Origin of the sequence: Pseudoalteromonas sp. A757, assembly GCF_004103285.1 — a bacterium.
Taxonomy (GTDB): domain Bacteria; phylum Pseudomonadota; class Gammaproteobacteria; order Enterobacterales; family Alteromonadaceae; genus Pseudoalteromonas; species Pseudoalteromonas galatheae.
In genome coordinates this window covers 48863-67162 of sequence record NZ_QNQN01000052.1, presented here as the reverse complement: position 1 = coordinate 67162, position 18300 = coordinate 48863, and the positions used below count along the sequence as shown (strand labels likewise).

At 41.0% G+C, this 18300-nt stretch carries 15 protein-coding genes; 12 read left to right on the top strand and 3 right to left on the bottom strand.

Going from position 1 to position 18300, the window contains the following annotated elements:
• Positions 1-77: 77 nt before the first annotated feature.
• Positions 78-1121: a hypothetical protein gene (locus tag DRB05_RS02170; RefSeq protein WP_128725482.1), complete on the bottom strand. Its 1044-nt coding sequence runs from the start codon at positions 1119-1121 to the stop codon at positions 78-80.
• Between the two features lie 372 nt (positions 1122-1493).
• On the opposite strand from DRB05_RS02170, the gene DRB05_RS02165 reads away from it, so the two are divergent.
• The 3 genes from DRB05_RS02165 to DRB05_RS02155 all read left to right on the top strand — a co-directional run bounded on the left by DRB05_RS02165 (position 1494) and on the right by DRB05_RS02155 (position 5762).
• Positions 1494-2444: an SPFH domain-containing protein gene (locus DRB05_RS02165; RefSeq protein ID WP_128725481.1), complete on the top strand. Its 951-nt coding sequence runs from the start codon at positions 1494-1496 to the stop codon at positions 2442-2444.
• 5 nt (positions 2445-2449) lie between these two features.
• Positions 2450-2902, top strand: coding sequence for an NfeD family protein (locus DRB05_RS02160; protein ID WP_128725480.1), 453 nt, complete (start codon positions 2450-2452; stop codon positions 2900-2902).
• A 442-nt stretch (positions 2903-3344) separates the two neighbouring features.
• Positions 3345-5762, top strand: coding sequence for a PAS domain S-box protein (locus tag DRB05_RS02155; protein WP_128725479.1), 2418 nt, complete (start codon positions 3345-3347; stop codon positions 5760-5762).
• An 88-nt stretch (positions 5763-5850) separates the two neighbouring features.
• Here the strand turns inward: DRB05_RS02155 and DRB05_RS02150 are convergent, their stop codons facing one another.
• Together DRB05_RS02150 and DRB05_RS02145 are read right to left on the bottom strand one after the other, a co-directional pair.
• A complete protein-coding gene (locus DRB05_RS02150) occupies positions 5851-8139 on the bottom strand; it encodes an ATP-binding protein (protein ID WP_128725478.1) in 2289 nt (762 codons plus the stop codon).
• A 9-nt stretch (positions 8140-8148) separates the two neighbouring features.
• Entirely contained in the window at positions 8149-9414 is a 1266-nt protein-coding gene (locus tag DRB05_RS02145; RefSeq protein ID WP_128725477.1) for an extracellular solute-binding protein, read from the bottom strand.
• Between the two features lie 466 nt (positions 9415-9880).
• On the opposite strand from DRB05_RS02145, the gene DRB05_RS02140 reads away from it, so the two are divergent.
• From DRB05_RS02140 to DRB05_RS02100, 9 genes are all read left to right on the top strand, one after another.
• Entirely contained in the window at positions 9881-10213 is a 333-nt protein-coding gene (locus DRB05_RS02140; RefSeq protein WP_128725476.1) for a metalloregulator ArsR/SmtB family transcription factor, read from the top strand.
• A 169-nt stretch (positions 10214-10382) separates the two neighbouring features.
• Positions 10383-11099, top strand: coding sequence for an arsenical resistance protein ArsH (arsH, locus tag DRB05_RS02135; protein ID WP_193554550.1), 717 nt, complete (start codon positions 10383-10385; stop codon positions 11097-11099).
• Between the two features lie 9 nt (positions 11100-11108).
• Positions 11109-12128 (top strand): ACR3 family arsenite efflux transporter, encoded by a 1020-nt coding sequence (arsB, locus tag DRB05_RS02130; protein WP_128725474.1) that lies wholly within the window; start codon positions 11109-11111, stop codon positions 12126-12128.
• A gap of 96 nt (positions 12129-12224) precedes the next feature.
• The gene (locus tag DRB05_RS02125; protein ID WP_128725473.1) at positions 12225-12653 is read left to right on the top strand and encodes an arsenate reductase family protein; all 429 of its coding nucleotides are present in this window, start codon (positions 12225-12227) and stop codon (positions 12651-12653) included.
• A 274-nt stretch (positions 12654-12927) separates the two neighbouring features.
• Complete coding sequence (locus tag DRB05_RS02120; RefSeq protein ID WP_128725472.1) at positions 12928-13614, top strand: ABC transporter ATP-binding protein; 687 nt, start codon at positions 12928-12930, stop codon at positions 13612-13614.
• Positions 13596-14546, top strand: coding sequence for an HlyD family efflux transporter periplasmic adaptor subunit (locus DRB05_RS02115; protein WP_128725471.1), 951 nt, complete (start codon positions 13596-13598; stop codon positions 14544-14546). Before DRB05_RS02120 ends, DRB05_RS02115 begins: the two co-directional genes overlap by 19 nt.
• Positions 14536-15690 (top strand): HlyD family efflux transporter periplasmic adaptor subunit, encoded by a 1155-nt coding sequence (locus DRB05_RS02110; protein WP_128725470.1) that lies wholly within the window; start codon positions 14536-14538, stop codon positions 15688-15690. Before DRB05_RS02115 ends, DRB05_RS02110 begins: the two co-directional genes overlap by 11 nt.
• Entirely contained in the window at positions 15687-16877 is a 1191-nt protein-coding gene (locus DRB05_RS02105; RefSeq protein ID WP_128725469.1) for an HlyD family efflux transporter periplasmic adaptor subunit, read from the top strand. The genes DRB05_RS02110 and DRB05_RS02105 overlap by 4 nt, the downstream gene beginning before the upstream one ends.
• Positions 16877-18112, top strand: coding sequence for an ABC transporter permease (locus DRB05_RS02100; RefSeq protein ID WP_128725468.1), 1236 nt, complete (start codon positions 16877-16879; stop codon positions 18110-18112). Before DRB05_RS02105 ends, DRB05_RS02100 begins: the two co-directional genes overlap by 1 nt.
• Positions 18113-18300: the final 188 nt, after the last annotated feature.

The following is an 18300-nucleotide window of genomic DNA, read 5'->3' as shown; positions in this document are numbered from 1 at the left end:
CGTTAGGACTAAAATACACAGAAAACTGTGACCAAACGTTAAATACTTTTTCATAAAGTAAACCATAAAATAATATATTAGATAGCCGTAATTACAGGATTATCTGAACTACCAGAAATTCTATAACCAAGGATACTAGCCAGTTGAGAGACTTCTTCGATCACAAAGGTTCCATTTTCCACATCAGACAAAACACCTAATTTTGAAAGCAGGTTCGTTTTGTTATTCTCCAATATATACTTGATGGCTTCATCTCTTTCATACTGCCCCATTTTAACATTAAAGTTTAATTCAATTATTTTATCTTTATCTGATGATAAGGCGCGTTTTAATTTTATATAACGTTCAGCAATAGCGAGATACTCATCCCCTAATCCAACATTTGAATAATTTGATTTGATGTAATCAAAGTCAGCTATTTCAGCTAGCCCTAATAACGTTAATAACTTACTATCGAAGCCAAAGTCGTCTCCAATTGACTGATTTAGCGCTTTTGATAGTTGAGCAATTGCATCAGGATCATTTTGAGCGGATAGTTTACCAAATGCCCAGCTCGCGGGACCTCTAAAAATAGGATGAACGCTTTCATCTGCCATTAAACTAATTCTTGATTTAACACTAGCTTTAGGATGAAGCGTAAAATACATGAGTGTTTCTCGAAGCCGTATACCACCAGCTTCGTCACTGTTAATATAGTCAGAGTAAAATTGAGAGGATATTGCTGTAGGCCCTGCAAGGAGAATATTTATCATGATACTTTTTTGTACTAGTGATAAACTACTTGTACCTTCTGATAAATCAATCATTTCTTGCTGAAGTGCCGAGTACAATTTTGCTTGATTAACATGATTTGCTAGAGCATTTTTACAGCTAAATATTGCCTCTTTAAGCAGCTCAGCGTCATTTGGCAGTGGGTTAAGGGAGTTAAAATCAACCTCAAATTTATTTAATTTAACAACAATTCCAGGTACTTTATTCAAGCCAAGATCTGAAAGATGTGGCAACTCTCGAATTTCATCTTCTACCTTTTTAATTTCAATCAAGCTAAGTGCATTAACAGAAAAGCTAAACAAGGCAAACAAAAAACCAAAAGACACTGTCTTTATAATTCTATCAAACACAGTAGTAAAATCCTTTAAACCCATATAGGGTACGGCATAATATACAACAAATGAAATTTGTCAACGCAATGTTATCAACTAAATTATAAATTAAGGTCTTTAATTACAAAGTAAGAGGTAATTACATCTCAAAACAAAAAAATGACAGCGATGTCATTATAAAGCAGAAGAATAATCGATATTTTTTAGTCACATCTAAATATAAATATGATTTATACACTTCGTTACAAACCACATGCAAAACTGCCCAAAAAGTCCAGTCATCATAGTTACACTGAGGGGAAAACAAACCAATAGCTATTCTTACGTTATTCATCTATATTGGGAACATGCATTTGATGCGAACAATTCTTATGTAGTAGGAGAGCTAACATGGATCCAGTCACACTTATTTTTGATTACCTTTTTACCATCCAAGCGTTTTTATTGATTTTCGTTATTGTGGTACTAAAAGGGAGTATCAAATTTGTCCCGCAGAACCGTGCGTGGATTATTGAACGTTTCGGCAAGTATCAATCCACTAAAGAAGCCGGCCTAAACTTTATTCTGCCATTTATCGACCGCGTAGCGGCCGATAGGAGCTTAAAGGAGCAAGCGGTTGATGTCCCATCTCAATCAGCCATAACTAAAGACAATATTTCATTGATTGTTGATGGTGTACTTTATTTTAGAGTGTTAGATCCGTATAAAGCGACTTACGGTGTTGACGATTATATCTTCGCGGTGACTCAGCTCGCGCAAACCACCATGCGTAGCGAACTGGGTAAAATGGAGTTGGATAAAACCTTTGAAGAGCGAGATTTACTTAATACCAACATCGTCGCCGCCATCAACTCAGCTTCTGATCCTTGGGGCATCCAAGTACTGCGCTACGAGATTAAAGACATTGTGCCACCAAACTCTGTAATGGAAGCAATGGAAGCACAAATGAAGGCTGAGCGTGTGAAACGAGCTCAAATACTAGAGTCAGAGGGTGACCGTCAAGCCGCTATCAACGTCGCGGAAGGTAAGAAGCAAGCGCAGGTGCTTGCAGCTGAAGCCGAAAAGGCAGAGCAGATCCTAAGAGCTGAAGGTGAAGCAAAAGCGATTATTGCCGTTGCAGACGCACAAGCCGAAGCCCTTCGTAAAGTCGGTGAAGCCGCAAATACCGAAGAAGGCCAAAAAGCCATCCAGCTTGACTTAGCAACAAAAGCCATAGCAGCAAAAGAAGCAATAGCCAAAGAATCTTCTGTGGTATTGCTACCAGACAATGGTACAGACGCAAGTTCGCTTGTGGCACAAGGCATGTCTATTATTAATACGTTAAATAAAAAGCAAGGGTAACGCCTATGGCCTTTTTACTTGAGCATTTAGCACAAACCTTAGTAGTACTAGGAATTGCTTGCCTAATTGTTGAGGTTGCTGTGCTTGGTTTTGCCACCTTTGTACTGTTCTTTTTAGGTCTGTCTCTGGTGATAAGTGGCGGCTTAATGTATGCAGGTATGCTTGACCAAACTTGGCTGACTGCACTTTGGTTTAATGCGTTAGTCACGACATTACTGGCTGTGTTTTTATGGAAACCACTAAGACGCATGCAAGATGTCACAGACGACAAAGAAGTAACCAGTGATTTTGCTGAGCTTACCTTTACGCTGGAAAAAGACTTGAATGCAGAAAGTCGTATTTTTCATACCTATTCTGGTATTGCGTGGCAACTAAAAAGTAAACAACCTATTACTGCAGGAACGCAAGTCAAAGTGGTTAAAAAAGAGGTTGGAGCGTTTTGGGTAGAGCCAAATTAGGCTTGTCTATGAATTAAGGATTAAGCTAATACCTGTTAGTCTTAATTCTTGCTCTATTTAAAGGAGCAAGTCTGACGCTAACTGCATTAAATTTTTTATTTAGAACAGCTAAATAGCAAAATTTTTCCTTGCCTACATGGATGTAAGCAAGCAAATTCACCTCCAATAGCTGACTATTGGAGGTGAATTCAATGCTGTTAGCGCTAGAACTGGCTGCTAGTAAGGCATCAATCATTCGCAGATCAGATTAGTTAAGCCTTGGTACTGATATCGCTTTCTATCTAAAATCTTCTGTGGTTTTTTGCAGCTCGGTCATTGAATCGCATAGTGATTTTCAGGAATTTATTTCGCTCTTCTATTACGTGAATATCCATTCCCGTCCTATACTGAAACCCATAGGTAAATATGTATACCACGCTTGAAGCCGCATACTAGGATGGACATGGTAAGTAAAACTGAGCTCGAATTAGAGAAAGAAATTCAAAGTCTGAAATCTCAATTAGCGGAAGCATCTTTTGAACGTGACAAGTATAAAAAGCTGTTCGAGGCGTCAGGCGACGCGCTATCCATTTTAGACATAAATACGGGTAAATTTACTGAATGTAATCAAGCAGCCGTTCGACTACATGGCATTGAAAGTAAAAGTAAATTTCTAACACTAACTCCTGCCGACATTTCCCCTGAATATCAACCATGCGGACGTGCTTCAGAAGAACTAGCTATGGAGCACGTAAGCAAATCTCTGACTGAAGGTCCTCAGCTTTTTCCGTGGAGCCACTCCAACACTCAAGGCGAAACGTTCCCTTGTCTAATATCATTGACGGCAGTGCAAATCCAAGGAAAGCAGCTCGTCGTAGCAATAGGAAGGGACATATCGGAACTACACAGCGCGAAAGAGCAACTGAAAAAAGCAAATACTAATATTAAGCGTTACAAAGCTGCGTATCAAAAAGAGAAAATGAAGTTTGAGCGCTTTGTCAACGCAGCTCCAATTGGTATCGCTGTCAATTCGTTGAAAGATGGGGCCTTCCACTATGTAAATGATGAGTTCAGTAAAATGACTGGATATTCAGTAGACGAACTAAACAATATTGATTACTGGAAGATAACACCTCCTAAATACCAAGAAGAAGAACAAAAACAACTTATTAACCTTAAGGCGCAAGGAAGGTACGGACCATATAAAAAGGAATATATCCATAAAAGCGGACATACCTTTCATGTCCTCCTATCTGGTATTAAAGTCACCGACGATAATAACGAAGATTTTATTTGGTCAGTCATTCAAGATATATCTCGTCAAAAAGAAACCGAGGAGCAACTTAAAAATGCGAGAAACCAAGCAGATTCTTTAGCGCTCAGAATGCAGCTTGCGAATAACTCTGCCCAAATCGGCGTTTGGGAGTGGGACTTAGTTACAAGTGAGCTCATCTGGGACGAGCTGATGTTTAAGCTCTATGGCATATCAGAATCACAATTTACACAAGTCTATGATGCTTGGGCGAGTGCCGTACACCCTGATGATATAGAATTTGCAAGTGCACAGCTGCAAGCTGCAATTGATGGTACCGGCGTTTATGAACCAGAGTTCAGAGTTGTACACCCAAACGGTGAAGTGAGAACAATTAAAGCCAGTGCAGAGGTTATTCGAAGCAATGGCAAAGCAATAAAAGTTGTTGGGGTAAATTATGATGTTACCGAAAAAATTGAAGCAATAAGAATATCTGAAACGGCTAGACTAGCAGCAGAACATTCCTCTAAAGCAAAAAGTGACTTCCTAGCCAATATGAGTCATGAAATTCGTACACCAATGAATGCTATTTTAGGGGGGTTACAATTGCTAGAAAACGCTAATTTAGAGCCCGATTTAGGGAAAGTTTTAGCTAACGCCGTATTTTCTGCCAAGAGTTTGCTTACAATCATCAACGATATCTTGGATTATTCAAAAATTGAATCCAATAAAATTGAGTTAGAAAGTACCGAAATTTCAATTTTAGATATTTTGGACTCTGTTAAATATGACCTAGATGCATTAGTCAGTAACAAAGGTATAGACTTTGTCATATCAGCAGATGATAGCTTCGAAGACGGATGGATTGGTGATTTAGTGCGCGTAAAGCAGATAATACTAAATTTAGCATCTAACGCTGTTAAATTCACCAACAAAGGGGAAGTTAAAATAATTGCCAGCTGCCAATCATATAACAATGAAAAAGCGATTTATTTAAGTGTTCAAGACTCTGGTATCGGAATGGATGAGGATGCGCAAAAACGTATTTTTGAGCGTTTTTCACAAGCTGACACATCAACTACTAGGGAATACGGTGGTACGGGACTGGGAATGTCAATTACTGTAAGTCTTATTAAGTTGATGAATGGAAAAATAAACTTATTTAGCGAAGCTGGTAAAGGAACTACAGTTAATATTATCCTACCGTTAGACAAGATAAAAACGCAATCTAAACCTGTACGCACAAAATCATTTACACCACCTAATCTAAAACACACTCGTATTTTGATTGCCGAAGACAATAAGATTAATCAAATTCTTATCAAAACAATGCTTAAAGAGACAAATGCAACAGCTGTCGTTGTCGACAATGGTCGGCTTGCAATCGAAGCTCTAAAAGAGCAGGCATTTGATTTAGTATTAATGGATATACACATGCCTTTTATGGATGGGGTTGACGCGATAAAAGCTATCAGAAATGAGGGAAATCCGATCCCTGTTATCGCTCTCACTGCGAACGTTATGGTTGAAGATGTTAAGCACTACTTAGAAATAGGCTTTGATGCGCATATAGCAAAACCAATTGAGCTGCCTATCTTGTATGGCGCTTTAGCAAGCTTTGTAAAATAGATCATTTCGAGAAATAACAAGTATCTATTTCAATATGGATGAGCACTTTTGTACTATTTGACACTGAGTTCGAACACCCTCAATAAATTTAAGCAGAGCCTGATTGACTTGGGGAATGCGTCACTCCGGGCTTTTCTATCGCTCTAGATATTGCTTCTACAAACGCTTGGTAATCAATAGGCTTTGATATAAAAGCGTTCATTCCGACTTCAAAACATCGTTTTTTGTCCTGCTCAAGTACATTTGCAGTCAATGCTATTATCGGAATATCTGGGTAGTTTCTTAACTTACGGATATGTTGAGCAGCTGTAGGACCATCCATTTTTGGCATTTGCATGTCCATTAAGATCAACGCAAAGTCCTGCTCTTCACAAAGCTGTACAGCCTCAAGCCCATTTTCAGCAAGAGTAATATTTACCAGCCCTAAATCCTTTAACATTGACTTAGTAACAATTTGATTGACCTTGTTGTCTTCGACTAAAAGCACTTCTATGTTTTCAGTAATATTACGACTAAGTTTTTGATATTTAGGCGCCTCTTTTTTATCGACTCCCTTTGACACTGGAAGTGTAATTGTGAAGCTAAACGTTGAGCCCTCTCCCACACGACTTTCCACTTCCAGTTTAGAGTCCATTAAATCTAGTAGCTTATTTGAAATGGTTAGGCCTAACCCAGTACCACCAAATCGACGAGTTATTGATGTATCGGCTTGGGAAAACGCTTCAAATAGCTTTTCTATTCTGTCTTGTGGAATACCTATACCTGTATCGCTTACACTAAACTTTAATGTTGCGTTGCTTGCATCTTGCTTTTGAAGATCCACTCGCAACTTCACTGTTCCCTGCTCAGTAAACTTTATCGCATTACTAAGTAAATTGAGCAGCACCTGTTTAAGCCGGATGACATCCCCATCAAAAACACGTAAGTTGGCAGGCACCGTATTCATGATTGTTAGCTCCGCCGAAGACGACTTATTCAGCGTTTTTCCTGTCTGCTCGAGTTCATATAAAAGTTTCTCTATCTCAAATGGTTGCGACTCAAGCTCAATTTTTCCAGCCTCAATTTTACTTAAATCAAGAATATCATTTAAGATAACCAATAGACTTTTTCCCGAAGAGTCCACCAGTTCAAGCATGTCCATTTGATTTTTGTTCAGACCCGTGTTTCTTAGCTGCCTTACCATGCCTAAGATACCATTCATTGGTGTGCGGATCTCATGGCTCATATTCGCTAAGAAATCAGATTTTATTTTCGACGTGTGTTCAGCGACCCGCTTCGCTTCGATAAGCGCTTCACTTAACAATTTAAACTGATTTGCAGCATTAGCTAACGTACCAATTTCATCTTTTCGATCAAGATCCTTTATCTCATCCGATAAGTCACCTTCAATACAATGTTGAAAATTCTTAGTAAGGCGCTTAATTGAACGGATAATATGAAAGTGAAAGAATAAAACAAAAAATACTAAAAAGAGTATCCCCACAACCATCGCTGATTTTATCATTCTGTCGAATTCTAAGATCTTTGCCTCTGCAGTGTTTCGTATATTATCCAGCCTAGTTAAGGAGTCGGCTCTTAATTTATCTACCAAATTTGAGAACTCTACTGCATCACCAGCCATTACAACGTTAACTAAAGTTAAATAGTTTCTATTTGCTTGAATACTGCCGTTAAATACATCGCGGAATCGATGGGATAGCGCCTGTAATTTAGTCACGTTTTCATCACTCAACTCTTTACCTATCAGTAGCCTGCGATCTATCTCTGCCAAACCATCAAACACTGCTTTTTTCTTCTTGTAATCTTTCTGTGTTAAGTACAGATTTGCATCTCGGTAAAGTGTCATCCATAAATCCAATATCTGATATATCGTGATCTTCTTTTGACTGATGTCATCACCAGCTAACTGTGGTCTTAAATAAGCTTCAGCTTTTGTAAACACCTCTGGTAACTGAGTTTCAAGCAAATGTTTTCTTTCTTGATAACGCTGCATAAGCACACTTAAGTTACTACCATACCTATTTACAATTTCTAGCAGAAAATCTATAAGCCGCTTTTCTTCTTCACTTGGTACCTTTGCCTGTATTTCTGTGAGCTTTATCGTAATTTTCGCATGATTGCTCACGACCTTTTCATAGATAGCGGAACTACCAGAACTGCTGAACACAGAAATATCACGCTGCAATTCAACAATCTCTTTGTTGATCTTAAGTACTGATACTGAGTTTTTAGATACATTCAACGTGCTCGTTAACGTATTATCAACAACCTCCACGTGTGAGCTCAGAAATAGATAGACAGCAGTAAGACTTGCAGCGAAAGCAAGCAAAACCAGTAGAATTTTGCTTGAAAGCGATCTTATTGAAAATATTGGCATGCCTCAGCCTTATGCGTTTAGTAATTCGTACCAGCGATCTAAACTATAATCATAATTTTCCATAACGGTATTCCATACAGCTATGTTAGAAAAGCGTTTGACATAACTTCCACCGTCGCGTAATTCTCCTGTATTTACAACAACTTTGCCATCTGTACCTTTTAAAATTGTCGCTGCAGGCTTACCGTCATACCAATAATCCCATTCAGCCTCAGACATTAGTGGTCTGCTACGCTCTGGGTTTGAGATATAATATCCTTGTCGAGCGATAAATGCGCCAGGGTATCCTGAAAGCCACCAATTCATATAGTCGTAAGCTGCATCTTTAACATGGCCACGAGCCTGAGATGACAGGCACATAACACCGTGCCATGCCCTATAGCCCTCTTTCGGTGAGGCATATGTGATCGGTAACCCTTGCCCTCTGCAGGCACTTACCCCAGGTGAAAACATACTTTGAATGTGAACTCTCTTCTCCAACATAAATTGCACAGATTGTGGAACCGAAGTCCAAAACCCAGAGAAGTGCCCTTTGCGCTTCTTCATTAATAAAATTGTGAAAAGCTTGTCTATTTCGTCAATAGTCATATTTCCAATATCTTTGAAAGAAGCCAGCCCCCTTGCTTGCGCGGCGAGCGCCAAATCAAAGATCCCTATTGTTGGTGCATTCACTATTGCTGTTTTTCCCGCATTAGATTCATCCAATAGCCAACCCCAAGACTCACTTTCATAAGGGCTCCCCTGTTTTATAAAATCGGTGTTGTAACCAAAGGAATCAACATTGTGTACGTACGGAAGAAAGCTAATTTTTTTTGTTACGTCGCTTGCAAGCGTCCCGTCGTCTTGAACATACAGCAGCTTGTTGGGTGCATCACCTGCCCCCACCTTAGCAGAGGGGATAAGTTTCCCCGTCTTTGTAAGTGGGTTTATTTCATGCCAGTGGGTAAGCCTTTCAATATCTATAGGCTGAATCGCTTTTGCTTGCCAAAGTATGTTTATAGAATCTGACCACTGTTCGTAAAGGTCAAATGCGGCAGGATTTGCAGCAGCTTTTTGCAGAACTGCAGCACTGCCCATTGGATAGAATTGAATATCGATTCCCAACTCTTTCATCGCACGCTGACGCAGAGGCTCTTGTAACGTGACATGTGTCCCCATTACACGGAGGGTTGTCCTGTTTCTTGCGAACACATAAGGAGCTTTAATGAGCGCAGCAGATAACGCCAGCCCTATACCCGCTTTGCTTAAAAACTCTCTTCTTCCATTTTTATTCATAACAGTTAAACGGTTTATATAACTTGTTAGTAAATATAGTTTATGATCACGGTAACCGTGGGCAATATCGTAACTTTGTTAAAATACCACTCATGCCCGACTACATTGTGAATAGCTACGAGTGTCTCAACACAAGGCGTGTAAAGAAGAAGCAGAGCTTGCTGACTATCCAGTCGCTATCACCAAAAATCTCCAATTAACATACAAAGTGCTTTGTCATAGAAAATAGTAAAGAGATCAACAAGCAATATCCTAAGATGCCCACTGCGCTTTTATTAACAGATTCATAGTTGCACGAACACACTGTAATCGTTAATTCATTGGTTTTCCTATAAAAAGGTAACGCATGAAAAAGTAATGAGTTGATTTCCTTCCGGTCCTAAACTCAGTTAAAAAATAAAACACGTTGACATATGAAAAATCACATATATCATATTTCACATATATGATTTAAGAGATATGATTCATGAATCCGTTACAGTTTTTCAAATGCCTGTCCGATGACACCCGACTGAAATCAGTTCTAATTATCAATCAACTTGAAGAAGCATGTGTTTGCGACCTTATGGCAGGACTTGAGTTAGATCAGCCCAAAGTCTCACGCCACCTCGCAGAATTGCGAAAATGTAATATTTTACGGGATGAACGCCGAGGAAAATGGGTGTACTACCGGCTTCATGAAGATCTCCCCTTATGGGCAAAGGAGGTTATTAATCAAACCGTTGCACACAATCATAGTTATTTTGCTGAGGCGTTAGCAAAACTAAATGCATCAAAAGCTCAAGCATCGTCTTGTTAGTAGCAAATAAAGACTATGAAAGTTACTTCTTTCAGCAACTATGGTGTTAACGAATAGCCAGACAAGCTTAGTTTGGTGGGTAGGATTAGCAAATGGCTTACGATGACGTATATGCATCTCTCCTGCTCTACTTTGAGCTAAATAAACGAGATTAGGAGCACAATACATTATGTTTCAGGATAACACACTACCGAACATTGATAAATCACAGTTTGATATTCCAGCATTAGACAAGTGCCTTAGCACCCAAAAAAAACATGCTCCCCGCATACTTTTGCTATACGGTTCACTGCGAGAGCGTTCGTTTAGCCGCTTGGTTATTGAAGAGAGTGCTCGCCTGCTTACACACATGGGAGCCGAGGTAAAAATCTTTGATCCTGAAGGTCTACCACAAACTGACACAGGTGATGAGAATCATCCCAAGGTTCAAGAGCTTAGAGAGCTCATGATATGGTCAGAAGGACAAGTATGGTGTTCACCAGAACGGCATGGCTCAATCACAAGTGTTTTTAAAAGTCAGCTTGACTGGATCCCTCTGAGTATAGGTGCCGTACGCCCAACCCAGGGGAAAACATTAGCTGTTATGCAGGTATGCGGTGGCTCTCAGTCATTTAATGTGGTGAATCAGTTAAGGGTTCTTGGTCGTTGGATGCGCATGGTCACCATTCCTAACCAATCCAGCGTGGCAAAAGCCTTTCTTGAGTTTGATGAAAATGATCGGATGAAGCCATCTTCTTATTACAACCGAATTGTCGATGTAATGGAGGAGTTGATAAAGTTCACGTTATTACTTCGCGATAATAAGGACTACTTCGTCAACCGCTATTCAGAACGCGTTGAATCCGCAGAGCAATTAAGTCAGCGCGTTAACCAAGGTGATATCTAAGGAGGTAACATGGGCTTATTCGAACGCTATTTGTCGGTGTGGGTAGGTATTGCCATTGTGGTAGGTATCTTATTTGGAAGTATTGTACCGGATGCATTTGCTATTATAGCTGGTATTGAATATGCGCACGTCAACTTAGTTATTGCGGTGCTTATTTGGTTAATGATTTACCCCATGATGGTGCAAATTGACTTTTCTTCACTGAAAGATGTAGGTAAAAAACCCAAAGGCCTCGCCCTCACACTGATCATTAATTGGCTAATAAAACCATTTACCATGGCATTTCTTGGCTGGCTATTCTTTAAGGGGATATTTGCTGATTGGGTAGACCCACAAACAGCAACAGAATATATCGCAGGCATGATACTGCTGGGTGTTGCACCATGCACAGCGATGGTGTTTGTCTGGAGCCAACTCACTAAAGGCGACGCAAACTACACGCTAGTGCAAGTATCGGTCAATGATATTATTATGATATTTGCTTTTGCGCCTATCGCAGGCTTTTTACTAGGCGTGACTGATATTACAGTCCCTTGGACAACACTATTTCTGTCTGTCGTCCTCTACGTGCTAATTCCTCTGGTGATTGGTGCAATCACTCGAAAGAAGCTCGACGACGCAAATGACCACTCTCGATTAAAGCAATTTTTAGCAACTATGAAACCTTGGTCAATCGTTGGCTTATTGGCAACTGTTGTGTTGTTGTTCGGATTTCAATCAAAGACTATTTTGGACAAACCACAAGCAATTATACTCATCGCCATTCCTTTACTTATTCAAACCTACGGTATATTTGCTATTGCTTATTTTATGGCAAAACAAATGAAGCTGCCACATAGCATAGCTGCACCTGCTTGCATGATAGGCACATCTAATTTTTTTGAGTTAGCAGTAGCCGTTGCAATTTCGGTTTTTGGGCTAAATTCAGGTGCAGCATTAGCCACAGTTGTTGGAGTTTTAGTCGAAGTTCCCGTCATGCTTTCACTGGTGTGGCTTGCAAACCATACGCGACATTGGTTCACAGAGTAAACGCTCAATGATACCAATTTACACATCCCTATTTGCTGCAAGCTGAGTCTAAATTGGGTGGTAATTAACTTTAATTTTTATGAAAAAGGTTGAGTTATGATAGTCATTCACCACAACCCAGACTGTGGTACTTCAAGGAACGTATTAAAGATTATTCGAGATGCTGGGTATACGCCAATTATCGTTGAATACTTAAAGGAAGGATGGACACGTAACCAGCTTTTAGGACTTTTCGCTGCGGCCGATATTTCACCGCGTGAAGCACTAAGAGTAACAAAATCTCCAGCCCGCAAGCTTGGGCTGCTTGAGGCTGGAGTATCGGATGAAGCCCTAATAACAGCCATGCTTAAGTATCCGGTACTAGTAAACCGGCCAATCGTCTGCTCACCTAAAGGCGTGAAGTTATGTCGACCAAGCGAATCGGTGTTAGCGTTACTCGATAAATGGCCTATGGGTCCGTATTTTAAGGAAGATGGCGAGCAAGTTTTGGACGAATATGGCGCGCTAAAAACAAAGGCGTTATAGGCTCCTGTCAGCACAAGCTAGGGTGTTAGCAACACTAAGTGTAATGGTAATTATCGAAGAGCTGCTTCGTATATGAACTTGGCAGCCAATTTTTCTTGGCACTGTTAATAATGTATAGTATCCAAAAACAACTTTTTACCTTAAATCCCTTTTCGTCTTGTACCTTCTCGGTTTACTCTACCCCTAACAATCACTACACTCAAATTCAGGTACAAGGTTAAACACCTCTAAACCATGAGTAGAAAACAATAAAAACAAGGGATTACAATTAATAATGATCAGGGTCGAAAACTTAAGCCGCGTTTACGGAAGCGGAGAAACCCAAGTGCACGCACTAAAATCCGTTTCTCTAGCAGTAATGGAAGGTGAATTTGTTGCAGTGATGGGATCATCTGGCTCTGGAAAGTCTACATTAATGAATATCCTTGGTTGCTTAGACTCTCCAACCTCTGGTGCTTACTATCTTGCAGACCAGGAAATTCAAGCGGTGGAAGATGAAGCATTGTCACAAATTAGAAATCAAAAAATTGGCTTTATCTTTCAAACATTCCATCTACTTACCCGCCTGACCGCACTAGAAAATGTCATCTTACCGCTAAGGTACACTGACACTTCCCCATCAGAGGCAAAAAGTCGCGGGCTTGCCATGCTAAAAAAGGTAGGCCTTGATAGCAGAGCACATCACAAACCCTTCGAAATGTCTGGAGGACAACGCCAACGAGTTGCTATTGCTCGGGCTCTTATCAATGAGCCGAAAGTTATTTTTGCCGATGAACCAACCGGTAACTTAGATAGTAAAACCTCGCATGAAATCATGGAATTACTATGTCTACTACACCAGCAAGGCCACACTATTGTAATGGTAACGCATGAAGACGATATTGCGGCATATGCCGAGCGTATCATCAGAATGAAAGATGGCGAGAAAGTGGAGGATAGCCAATGCGCAGTTATATTATAAGCATCGCCCTACTCACCTCTTTGCAGGCTTTTGCCAAACCAATTATCGTCTCAGGTGTTATTAAAGCAGGTGAAACGCAGGTCTTTCACGCACCGATGAGTGACTCTTGGAAGACTCAAATCCAGTGGATGCTGCCCGAGGGAGAAGTTGCCAACAAAGGTGATATTGTGGTTGTCTACGATTCTGGCTCTATCGCGACCTCAATCGACCAAGATAAAGTTGCACTTGATGCTGCAAAAGATGAGTACAAACGAATTGAGCAAGACGGCGCCCAAAAGATACTCGAAGCTCAGTTCCAGTTGAAAAAAACCACTTTGCTCGTTGAAAGAGCCAAAATTGATGCAAACGTGCCAAAAGCCAATATCAGCACCTACGACTACGAGCAACATCAGCTGACATTAGAAAAGGCGATTATCGAAAACCACAAAGCTGAAGTAAGTTTAAGCAAGGCCGAAACTGAAGCAAAAGCAAATACTCAGAAACAGCGACTGGAAATAAAGCGGTTAGAAGCAAGCCTCACACACAACCAAGAGCAGCTGGAAAAAATGAGTCTAACGGCCAGTAATAGCGGCCCTATTCTGTATGCTGAACACCCTTGGAATGGCAACAAGTTGTTTGCTGGCGCAACAATACAACCGGGTTGGAAAGTAGCTGAAATCCCTTCTACAGCGGGTCTGTATCTAGAAGCATGGATCCATGAAGTAGATGCTATTGGTATTAAAGAGGGTCAAATCGCCGATTTAAAATTTGACGCCTTTCGCTCCTCATCAACGCCTAGTACCCTCATTGAGCTATCAACACAGCCTGAAAAGCGCCAAGATTGGGGCCAAGGTATGTATTACCGAGCTAAATTCACATTTAACACCGATTTGCCACTACTACCAGGCATGAGCGGAAGCATCACTTTGCCAGGAGAGAAAAATGAAAGTTAAGTTGCTGGCAGTCATCATTCCACTCTATTTACTTGGCTGTAGCCAAGCCCCCCGCGATGTACATATCGTAAAGGCACAGCCAATCACTATCACAGTAGAAGCGAATGGTGAATTAGAGTCAAAAAGTCGCGCTTTGATAGCCCCTCCTTCAATCAAGCGTATGTGGCAGTACAAGGTTAAACAGTTAATGCCTGAAAACACCTCGGTTCAGAAAGGCCAAATCGTCGTATCGTTTGACGATCAAACCGTAAGAGATCGCTTGATGGAGTACAATTCGAAGTTAAGCCAAGCGAAAAAAGAGCTAGAAAATAAACAAGCTCAAGTCGAGAAGCAAGAAGAAGAATACAAACTCGCACTCGCTGAAGCAAAAATGAACTTCGATAAGGCAAAACGACGCGCAGAAATAGTAGATAACTCACGCTCAGACAACGACCGAAAAAAGGCGCAAATCGACTTCACCATTGCCACTAATGATTTAGAGCTTGCCCACAGTAAACTCGCTTTTCATCTAAACAACAAAGAGCTGAGTATCCAAATGGCAAGAAGTAAGGTTGCACGAATGGATGCTGAAGTGAAAGAACTAAAACGTGACATAGCGCGTTTACAAGTAAAAGCGCCAATGGATGGGTTAGTTGCATATCGCGCAAACTGGGAAGGTGAAAAGCCCAGTGTTGGCGAGTCCATGCAGTTTGGTCAACCTGTTGTTGAGCTATCAGTTATTGAACAAATGCAGGTAAAAGCACAAATTAAAGAAGCCGATTTTGGACGGATAAAATTGGGACAAGCAGTAAAAGTTACCATAGACAGTGCCGATGGATATGTTGTCGGTGGGACACTCATTGAAATAGGAAAAGCCTTTAGGGAAAAGTCACATCAAGATAAAAGCCGCATTGTTGATGCCATTATTGAGCTCGACAAAATCGATACTGAAAAGCTGCGACCGGGATTGACCGCTCGTGTAGAGATAGTGACAGCACAACTCGATAACGCCTTGACCGTGCCATTAAACGCATTAAGACAAAGTGCGGATAAAGTGTTTATAGACACAAATAGCGGAGAAAAAGAAGTCACCGTCTCTTATACCACACCGACGCTTGCCATCGTTACTTCTGGCATTAGTCAAGGAACGGAGGTAAAGCTATGAGAAAAACATTACTCGCAATCATTGTCCCACTATGGTTACTTGGCTGCCAAGAAGCACCTGAGCAGCCAGCGCAACTACTATATACCGTAGAGCCTAAGCCATTTTCGATCACAGTGGATGCAGAAGGCGAATTAGAAGCCAAAAGTGAAACCGTCATATCCGCGCCAACCTCCGCGAGAGGGGCTCAGACGCTCGCATGGATCATGCCTGAGTACACTCAGGTGAAAAAAGGCGATGTTATTGCCCGCTTCGATGGCAGTCAATTAGAAAGACGAAAACGCTTTAGTGAATTCGACAAAGGCAAAGTCGCACAAGATATCACTGTCACCGATAGTGATTTAACCACGAGAAAGTCCCATTTGGATAGCGACAAGGTTATCGTCAGTGAGGAGAAACACTTTGCCGAGACCTTTTCAGTTGACGATGAACGGATCCGCTCAAAGCTCGACATTTTAGATCAAATGCAAAATGTTGAATATCTCAATGCAAAAGAAGCTTATTTTGGCTGGCAGACAGAGCAGTTTTCATCTTCTGCCCTTGGAGAAATGGAATTGTTAAAGCTGCAGTCAAAACAACACGAAAGCAAAATTGCGATGTACAACGCAAACTTAGACGCGCTTGAAGTCATCGCGCCACATGATGGCTTACTTACCCTCAGTGCCGATTGGCGTGGAGAAAAACCCAAATCAGGCCAAGCGCTATGGCCTGGGCAAAAGATCGGGGGGTTACCAGACATTTCATCCCTACAAGCTAAGCTTTTCGTGCATGAAAAAGAAGCACTTGGCCTTGCGATTGGCCAAAAGGTTGAGTTTACTCTGCTCTCCAATAGCGATGAGCGCTTTGATGGTAAAGTCACGAAGGTATCACCTTACCCACAATCTATTCGCCGTGGAGATCCACAAAAATACTATGAGATCATCGCGAGTCTTGATAAGACTCCAGCCCACTTCAAGCCTGGCAATAAAGTACTCGCTACAGTACTTGTCCAAGAAAATAAACAAGCCTTACTCGTGCCTAAACATAGCGTGATCAATGAGAACAACGCATTTTTTGTTCAAGTTAAAGACGGTAGCCAGTTTAAACGCGTAAAAGTGGAATTAGGCCAAAGCAACCTAAGCCATACTGAAGTACTGGCAGGCTTGTCTCCCAAGCAACAAATTGCACTCGTCGCGAATAAGGAACTGTAATGAAATATTTGGATTTATTTACCGACGCCATTGCACAACTAAAGCAGCATAAGCTCAGAACTCTATTGACCTTGCTCGGGATGATTTTCGGTGTGGGTGCCGTTATTGCAATGTTAAACATCGGTGAAGGTGCTGAACGTGAAGCGCTCAAAATGATCGATTCTATGGGGATCAATAATGTTATTGTCAGTGCCAAGGACATTGAAGATAATGACCTAAAGGAACAACGAAAATACTCGCAAGGTCTTAATCTATTAGACGGCCAAGTGATTGTCGACGCCCTGCCCTTTGTGACCGACTTTTCGGCTGAACGACTGGTGGATACCTACCAGATATTTAGCGAATTCGGCAGCTTCGAAGGAGAAGCTGCGGGCGTAACAGCAAACTATTTTAGCCTTGCGCATTATGAACTCGCAGCGGGTCGCCTGCTAAATGCTGAAGATAGCAAGGAATATCGGCAGGTTGCGTTGCTCGGCGCAAATACCGCAAAAACCCTCTTTCCCCTCGGGAGCGCTGTTGGTCAACAAGTAAAAATCAATCATTTATGGTTTGAGGTGGTTGGCATTTTGCAAGCACCGCACCTGAACAAAAAGGAGTTTCAAGGCGTTGCATTAGGAGGCGAGCAAAGCCGTATCTTTGTTCCGCTAACGACCGCCATTCATCGCTTTAATAAGGGATTACTTGAGCCTGAAGTTACCGAACTGAAACTTGCCATCGACAAATCTCAGAGTCCAATTTTGGCATCTCAAGCTATCACTAACATTTTAACTAACCGCCATAGCGATATCGATGACTACAGACTGACTATTCCCGCTGCTTTGCTTGCTCAGCAAAAGCAAACGCAGGCCATTTTTAATATGGTGATGTCTTGCGTTGCGGGTATATCACTCCTTGTTGGTGGTATTGGTATTATGAATATCATGCTCGCAACCGTACTTGAACGAACCAAAGAAATTGGTCTATTACGAGCAATAGGCGCCACTCGGAAAAATATTCAAGTCCAGTTTATTACTGAGAGCTTTACCATCTCGATATTAGGCGGATTACTCGGTGTGGTGTTTGGTATTTTACTTTCAGAGATAATTGCATTTTACTCAAACTGGGCGGTGTCTTGGTCTTTAAACGCGATTTTCCTATCTTTTAGTATTTGTGCCCTAGTCGGTTTAACATTTGGAGTATATCCGGCCATCAAAGCTTCAAAGCTTGACCCAATCGAAGCACTGCAAAGTGACTAATCAACCTGGAGGATAGTGTTGCCCCTCCTTTATTTTAAACCTAAATGACTTTTTCTCATGCTGTTTTATGAACAAAGTCATTATATAGCATGCTTTTTGTTGGACTTTTTTTCGTCACAAGGTAAACTTTTATCCGATTTAACTCAAAAATAACAGGAAGCATTATTGGAGCACTGAATGCTCGTATG